The organism is Psychromonas sp., from assembly GCF_983033635.1.
Window position 1 is genome coordinate 1 of sequence record NZ_CEZLMY010000032.1, and the last position, 8,019, is coordinate 8,019.

Here is an 8,019-nt window from a genome sequence, read left to right on the forward strand (position 1 = left end):
ATATATAAAAGGCGAATCAGAAATGGTTCGCTTTTTTTATTAGGTATTAATAAAATATTTTTCTAAAAGTCTCTTATGCTGCCTGTACAACCACAAAGATAACTTAGCTGTAGCGATTACAATCTGAACTGTACGACCAAAGAAACTCTACTGAGATCTGATCTATGTATATGGTGTTTACAGGATACCCCCCTATTTTCTCCGTTACACCAACAACGCTCGCAAACGGGAATTAGCGAGCGTGTTTTTTTACTAGCTGAGGCGATGTATGGACTCCACAACTCTAGCAACTAGCCTAGAGTTACTGTAACGATTAAGGGGACCATATTATAAGGTAGTACTCATCAAGTAGCAGTTAGAGCCCTGGCTTTAAAATGGATACGAATCGTTTATAGATGTTGGAAAGATAGCAAGCCATACAACAAAGTTCGGTATTTGAATGCACTGAAAGAACGAGGATCACCACTCGTAACAGGCTGAATAATTCTTAACTGATGACTCGGAGTTTCGGCGGTTCGCTAACCTTACCGAACTGAGAAATTGCACCTCTAATCTAATACCGATTTATCTCGGCGCACTGGGTGTCCAGATCTTATTAATATCCTTAATTTCTCCACATTTCCTCGATAATTACTACATGTTTTATTCATATAATCAGTTTAATGAAGATATTAAGCTGATTACGTCTGTTATGTTTGTACATTTTGTTATTAAAAGAGATTACAAAAAAGCGATAATCATCAATATTACTTGTTTTAGTTAATGTATATATGGAATTCTAATGAATAGAATAAAATGGTTTATCCCACTCTCTTTTAGTCTCATAACCATACTTTGGTTAGCCGCAGAGAATGTCAGTAACATTAGTTGGTCTTATTTTCCGATTAGGAATGTTGCCACACAATATAGTGGCATTTTAGCCATTTCGGCAATGAGCATAATTATGCTGTTAGCATTGCGTTTATCATCATTAGAAAAAATATTAAATGGCTTAGATAAATCTTACCGCTTACATAAATGGCTAGGCATCAGCAGTTTGGTAATAGCTATAGTTCATTGGTTTTGGGCTAAAGGCACAAAATATATGGTGGGCCTGGGGTGGTTAGACAAACCAACAAGAGCAGGGATGTTTGCTGATACTGATTTCTCGGTCATTGAAGGTATTTTTAGAAGTCAGCGACATTTTGCTGAATTTTTAGGTGAGTGGGGATTTTATCTACTGATTTTGCTGATTGTGATTTCACTGGCTAAGACAATTCGCTACCCGAAGTTTCTAAACACTCATAAATTAATGTCCCTGGTATATTTACTATTTGTATTTCACACCATCATATTAACTAAATTTTCATATTGGCATCAACCTATCGGCCTAGTAGTTGGCCTCTTAATTACTGCTGGTTCATGGGCTGCAATACTAAGCCTTTTCGGGAAAATCGGAGATAAAAACAAAGTACAAGGTAAGGTTGATAACTTTCACTTTTATGAAGGTAATCAAGTGCTTGACCTGACAATCGATACTGGTAAGCAATGGAAAGGTCATCAATCTGGACAGTTTGTTTTTTTGAAATTTAACGGCGAAGAGCCACACCCTTTCAGTATTGCATCAGTACAAAATAAGAATGGTTGTATCCGCTTTCAAATAAAAGCGATTGGTGATTTTACTAAAAGGCTTAAAAACAACCTTAATATCAATGACGCTGTTTTAATAGAGGGCCCTTACGGTTATTTTAATTTCAAATCAGATACGGAACATCAAATCTGGATCGCTGGTGGTATTGGAATCGCAGCTTTTACTGCACAAATGGAAGCATTGGCACAAGAGCCACAGTCTAGCGAAATTAATTTATTTTATTGCACTCAGTGTCCTGACGTTGAGTTTATTCAGTACATCAATGAACTGGCTGAACAAGCGAAGATTAATTTACATTTGTGGGATACAAATAAGCAGGGGTTTCTAACTGCAAAAGAGATTTACAAGTATGTTGTTAGTTGGAAAAATTCTGATGTTTGGTTTTGTGGTCCGAGTGATTTTTCAAAAAAATTGCAACAAGACTTTGGTCAACTAGGCCTGAACAAAAGTAAATTTCATTATGAGTTGTTTGAAATGCGTTGAACAAAAATTTCATTTATTATGCGACTAGCTTCAGTAGTTATTATTGAGGTTAGTCGTATTTATCAGAGGCTTGAACGATACAGTTTCTACCATTTTTCTTGGCTTTATAAAAAAAAGCGCGGAAAAAGCGCGGATGTCCAACAAGTCGATGAACAGAGACAAATTTAAAACTGCTGAGACCGAGTTAGATAGTCTTGTTTTTTTTGTGTTTTAAATCCGCTCGTTATCTAAAGCGTTATCTTGCAAGAGATGAGTAGCAGTACGAATGCGAATTTTAAATTATAGATTGTTAAAATGATCATATTCGGATTATCTGTGAAAAGAAAAATTCAAAATTTTGTTCAATTTTAAGGAGAATACATGAGACTTTTTTTAAGACTAGTAGGAATAGCATTTATGGTTGCAGTCATCGTAGGATGCTCATCAACTGCAAATAGAGAATCAGGAGGACCGGATAATTGTGCATCTCCAGATTTTAAAAGTGGCGCTACAACCCTCGGAATTTCCGAAGGACAATTGCAGGATGCTTTTGGCGAGCCAGGACAAGGCGCTCCTGATTTCGCCAAAATTGCTAAAAAATTAGGAATAACTGAGCAATCGCTTAAAAAAGCCTTGAAGATTGAGGGGGGGCTCTCACTCTGCCTTCCTCCTGGGAGCTATCGTCCTGAGGACTTGCACACTGTCACGATTAACTCCATTGAGTTTAAGATACCTTTTGAGATGTTTACATGGACTGAGTTACCCTCTGACGTCATCTACGATCGACAACCTGTGCAATCCTATACCAACTCGGATGGTGTCACACACTATTACGAAGCGGTCTATGTGGCAAGTGGGAACTTGAATTGGTATCAGGCGGCATATTTAGCACAGGATGCCGGAGGGTATTTGGCATCTAATACGAGCGAAGGTGAAAATACATTCGTCTTCAATTTAGTGTCAGATGAAAAATACTTCTGGTCATTCCCAAAAGAGGGTGAGCATTACGGAATTAGTATTGGTCCATTTTTAGGGGGATACCAACCTGAGGGTTCGCCTGAACCGGATGGTGGCTGGCGCTGGTTAAGTGGAGAGACTTGGTCTTACAGCAACTGGGCGGTAGACGAATATTGTGACAGCAGTCTCTCTCCTGATTGTGATAAGAGTCACTATACTCCAACCAGAGTTGATCAAGATCCAAGAATTAGTGACCAGCCCAACGATTCCGGTGACGGAGGCGGACAACCGATTATGGGATTTGGTGAATTGAACGGTCCGGTCGCGACATGGGGGGATTATATGGCATTTCTCGGCACATACGGCGGGGGAGGCGGACCTGGTTACGACGGTTGTTACGGATTTGTGATCGAATACAATAGCAACCCAAATTAAGAAAAAGTAAAGGCGCTGTTTCAAACGATAACACCGTTTTTAAGTGACACTATAAAGATAACTAATAAGGATAGGTCGTGTGAGCAGCGCGAACCACGACTTAATCCTATTGTTGGACAAGCCCGGGCGTTTATCTCTGCTGTTTATAGTAAATATTTAAAGCGGGGGACGAGGTGTTTAATCTCGTTGTCTGCGAATATTTTTCCCGGCCGAGTGTTATCACAATCGCACATGCCACCATCTGCAATTTATTGAATTAACACTGTTTTACTCTTTCATAGCCTCTCCTTTTCTAATTAATGCTCATTTCGCCACAATTCCCTTTGCTTGAGCACATCCTTGTTTTAGATCGTCTTGCCATTGATGATGAGACGCGTACCGATACGCAGTAAATACAGCTGCATTACACCCCTGCATTGCGGACAGAAAACACTTTTTTTCTGCTTTACCGGCATAGGTTGGAGCTTCACTTTAAGTATTAACTGCAGGCGTTTGAGTGTCTCTTTGGCATTACCATGCATAAAGCCATAGTTGCGTGCCCGTCGAAATCCCTTTGGTAATACATGTTGTAATACCCGCCATAAGAAATCGATAGCGGGCTCGGAGATGGTTTGGTACTGCTTACTTTTACTCTCCTTATAACGGAAGGTTACCTGCCCGTTTTCAAGGCTTAAGATGTTCTGCTCACTGATTACACTGCGGTATAGATAGCGAGCAAGATAGGTTAATACACCACCTCCCTTGCCGACAAATTCACAATCCGCATTCCAAGATGCAGGTGTTTTCGCGGGCAGGTAATAGCCGGCTTTACACATCAGTTCGATAAATTTACCGCGAAAGACTTTTGCTAAATTATCTGTGACGAACAGGTACTTCCCAACTTTACTAACCACAAGGTTTTGTGTTTATTCATTGCGCCGGCAGGCACCACAAAATGCACATGCGGATGAAACCTCAGCTCTCGTGAGTGCGTATGTAAAACTGCAATATAACCGGCATGCTCACCGAGTTTTTTATCCCGTTTAAAAAAGGAATCCAGCGTTTCTTTTGCTGCTTTAAGTAGAGTCTGATAGGCCCATTTTTGGTGGTGCCAGACAAAGGTGCGGAGCTGTGCAGGCAGAGTAAAACCGATCTACATGAACGAGATGGCTATCATTGTCGTTTTTGCGGTATACCAGTAATCCTCGCTGAAACGAGAAAGTATTTACATAACTTATATCCTGATGCAATACCTTGGGGAAATACAAACTCGAGTCAACATGCTGCTTTTCAGTGTTTATGGCTTCAATATGATCATGTTGTCCCACACTCCGCCGGCGGTGAAAATACACTTGATAATTTAATTATCACTTGTTCTGCATGTAACTATGGAAAAATGAATTATACAGTTGAAGAACTAGGTCTTTTAGATCCAAGAAATTTTGATCCTATCCAATCAAATTGGGATGGATTAGAGCGAATTAAAAGTGCCTAACTAATTGCTTAACCGGAGCCTGTAGCAGTTCCGGTAAATCTTGTGTAACGCTCGGTTTTGGGAGAAAGCGAGCGTAGATTTTTTAGATTAAATGGGATCTGGCAGACTGAACTGTCAGATAGAGTATAGGCGAGTACACATTAGCTAAAGTCACAAACTTTATTACCAATACACTCAGGTACAATAAGGCAGCATACGCTCCTAGTCACAAACTTAATTACAGTATTTTCTTAAAATTCATTTAAAAATCAATAAGCCTAGTCACAATCTTTATTACCAGTCATCAATAAGCAAAATGGCTCTTTTTTATTTTTTGTCGCCTTCTGCTTGTAACACTGATCTGTTTTTTCTGAACTGGCTTGGAGAACAACCGAAATATTTACGAAATCGATGACTGAAATTATACGGATCTTTATAACCCAAACGATGCGCTATCATAGTAACGCTCCAATCATTGTAATTGAGTAGATCGGCGGCTTTATCCATTCTCAGCTGGATAAGTTTTGCACGCGGAGACAGCTTATACAGGGATTTGCTGATGCGATTAAACTGCTCCTCGCTGAGATAGCAATTCTGTGCCATTGATTTCACCGTCCAGGCTAAATGCAGCTGACTTTCAACTTCATTAAATAAAGCCTGCACTCTTGTTACTGAGCCAGAAGATTGGCTTTCAAAACCAGTAAGTAACCGGCATACCTCACTTACTAATAAGTGGCGAAAGCCCGGCCGCCCCCCTATCTCATGGTGAATCAAATTCAGCAAAGACCAAATCTGCTCACAATAATGAAATGGAAGGATCTTTTGTCCAATATTTTCTACAAACTGCCATTTTGCAGTCGGGTTAGGTAAAAACCACGCCATTTTCCATTGCTTGTCTATTGGATTTATTTCAAAGCGATAAGGCGTGCGGGCTGGAAGTACCACCATAGTATACGGCTCAATCAATTCAACACGATCTGCGGTAGTAAGTATTCCTCCTCCCTTCAAGGTAAACAATATGGTATGCACCGTGATGCCATCTCTTTCTACGTGATAGCCATCTTTCAATTCCGCCATACCAGCCATGAAAATATCATCTTGTGCAAATTCAGGAATATTGGAATGACTTAAAAAACGTTCTTTGCATGATTGTGATAAAAATACATCATCAATCCATTCTGATTTAGGGCTCATTTTCTCAATGACGGATTTGCACAGGTTTTGTCTATTTTCGCACATGTTCATTTTTGGCCTGCCATTCTATAGTTCGGATCAACAATAAGGACTGCTTTATGACAATCAAAACTAACTTTAATCCACTCTGTAAATTAATGCAAAACCCTATGCTGCCTAAAGTTGTCAGGCTGGCATTTCCTGTCGCCATTCAAAGCGCACTGGTTGCAATATTGTCGCTGGCTGATCTGTTGATGGTCAGCGATTTTGGCAAGGAAGCAACTGCGTCTGTGGGAATTGCATCAAAATGGCATTTTGTCGCAATTATGATTATGGCCGGCTTATCTTCAGCTAATGGAGTGTTGGTCGCTCAATATTGGGGTAAAAACGACCGTCGCGCAGCTAAAACAATCACAGGATTAGCATTCTGGTTTGGCATTAAGCTCCTGATCCCTGTCACTTTAATTATCACGCTATTTTCAAGCAGTATTATGCTGCTGCAAACATCTGATTCAATGGTAATTGAACTCGGTGCAACTTACCTTTGGTACAGTTTTCCAGTGCTTTTACTGACTCATGTGATCATAGTGGCAGAGTCGAGTATGCGATCCAGTGGCGATGCCTTAACACCTTTGTTATTGGGCGCAATAACCATTGTTGTCAATATCGCGCTTAATTTCTGGTTGATCAAGGGCGGATTGGGTGTTCCTGCGATGGGAGTCGCAGGAGCTGCACTCGCCACGACTATTTCCCGGCTGCTGCAGGTGTGTTTAATGGCCTATTATCTGAAGCGCAAAAATCATTGGCTATTACATGAAAAAGCTTTGCAACAAACGCATTTACTGTGGGTTTCGTATAAAAAGATCGCGTTTCCTACTATCGGGAGTGCTGTTGTATGGGCGCTAGGCACGCTAGTTTACCAGATGATCTTCGGTCATATGGGCACAACCGAACTCGCCGTATTTAGCATGCTCGGTCCGTTTGAGTCGCTGTGTTACTCTATTTTCTTTGGTATTTCAGTCGCTTGTTCAGTATTGCTGGGGCAGTCATTAGGCCGTGATGAGTATGCTCAAGCACTTAACATAACGCAATTTTTTATTCGTGCGGTATTCGCCTGTGGTTTATTTGTCGGTCTGCTACTGCTATCAGGACGTGAATATATTTTAAGTTGGCTAAGTTTAACGGATGTCGAGTTGTACCCGTTAGCTTCACCTGCAATGATTATCATGAGTAGCGGGATCTGCATACGCATGCTTAATATGGTCATTATTAACGGTATTCTCAGATCTGGGGGAGATAACATTTTCTGCTTACGCATGGATTTTATAACTATGTGGCTGGTAGGCATTCCTCTTGTTGCCTATGGTGCATTTATTGGCGAATGGGATTTTCACTATGTGTATTTAATGATGATTGCTGAAGAGATTGTTAAACTTTCACTTTGTTTGCATCGTTATCTGCAGCGCCGTTGGATGAATAACTTAACCGTTGTTAATGCGTTTTAACGTTTTCAAAAATAGGATCTAAGCAATTAGGCTAAGCATCATATCCGAGCAAAGTAAGTTGCGGTTTCCGATGGACCGGCTTGCTTCAAAGGGCTTGGATATGCTGATATCGGGGACTCCATCTCAGCATCCAAGATTTATGCGGCTGTTATCTGATATAAGCATTTATTCTGTTTATCCTTCTTCAAGCAGTTGTTTTAGGTTTTCACCCTCTTCTTTCATATGTTTCTTAACACTTGCCAATCTGTTATCAATAGCTTTCTTGAAAAAGGTTTTACCAATCCAACCCACTCGGTAAGTTCCTGACGCCATAAATTGGCAATACTCTCCTTTTTGCTCAATTATAAATTCATTCTTTGGGAAAAAATATCTGAGAATGCGCGATACCGGGGAATATTCAATTC

6 protein-coding genes and 2 pseudogenes are annotated in these 8,019 nt (G+C 40.3%); 5 read left to right on the forward strand and 3 right to left on the reverse strand.

What is annotated here, in order from left to right; all coding sequences use genetic code 11:
- Positions 1 to 333: 333 nt before the first annotated feature.
- From AC4GME_RS06585 to AC4GME_RS06595, 3 genes and pseudogenes are all read left to right on the forward strand, one after another.
- Positions 334 to 480: pseudogene (locus AC4GME_RS06585) on the forward strand (IS110 family transposase); the annotation flags it as partial.
- A 301-nt stretch (positions 481 to 781) separates the two neighbouring features.
- Positions 782 to 2,113 (forward strand): ferredoxin reductase family protein, encoded by a 1,332-nt coding sequence (locus AC4GME_RS06590; RefSeq protein WP_490378828.1) that lies wholly within the window; start codon positions 782 to 784, stop codon positions 2,111 to 2,113.
- 360 nt (positions 2,114 to 2,473) lie between these two features.
- Positions 2,474 to 3,484, forward strand: a complete 1,011-nt coding sequence (locus tag AC4GME_RS06595) for a C-type lectin-like domain-containing protein (RefSeq protein ID WP_490379160.1) — start codon at positions 2,474 to 2,476, stop codon at positions 3,482 to 3,484.
- A 344-nt stretch (positions 3,485 to 3,828) separates the two neighbouring features.
- On the opposite strand, the pseudogene AC4GME_RS06600 reads toward AC4GME_RS06595, so the two are convergent.
- A pseudogene (locus AC4GME_RS06600) lies at positions 3,829 to 4,616 on the reverse strand (IS91 family transposase); the annotation flags it as partial.
- Here AC4GME_RS06600 and AC4GME_RS06605 point away from each other — a divergent pair.
- A complete protein-coding gene (locus AC4GME_RS06605; RefSeq protein WP_490379161.1) occupies positions 4,572 to 4,958 on the forward strand; it encodes an HNH endonuclease in 387 nt (128 codons plus the stop codon). The pseudogene AC4GME_RS06600 and the gene AC4GME_RS06605 sit on opposite strands and share 45 nt — an antisense overlap.
- Positions 4,959 to 5,264: 306 nt before the next feature.
- On the opposite strand, the gene AC4GME_RS06610 is transcribed toward AC4GME_RS06605, so the two are convergent.
- A complete protein-coding gene (locus tag AC4GME_RS06610; RefSeq protein ID WP_490377740.1) occupies positions 5,265 to 6,131 on the reverse strand; it encodes an AraC family transcriptional regulator in 867 nt (288 codons plus the stop codon).
- Between the two features lie 98 nt (positions 6,132 to 6,229).
- Here AC4GME_RS06610 and AC4GME_RS06615 point away from each other — a divergent pair, with 98 nt between their 5' ends.
- Positions 6,230 to 7,615, forward strand: a complete 1,386-nt coding sequence (locus AC4GME_RS06615) for an MATE family efflux transporter (RefSeq protein ID WP_490377739.1) — start codon at positions 6,230 to 6,232, stop codon at positions 7,613 to 7,615.
- Between the two features lie 174 nt (positions 7,616 to 7,789).
- Here AC4GME_RS06615 and AC4GME_RS06620 read toward each other — a convergent pair.
- Positions 7,790 to 8,019, reverse strand: a 230-nt coding sequence (locus AC4GME_RS06620; RefSeq protein ID WP_490379162.1) for a hypothetical protein, incomplete at its 5' end; no start/stop codon positions are given.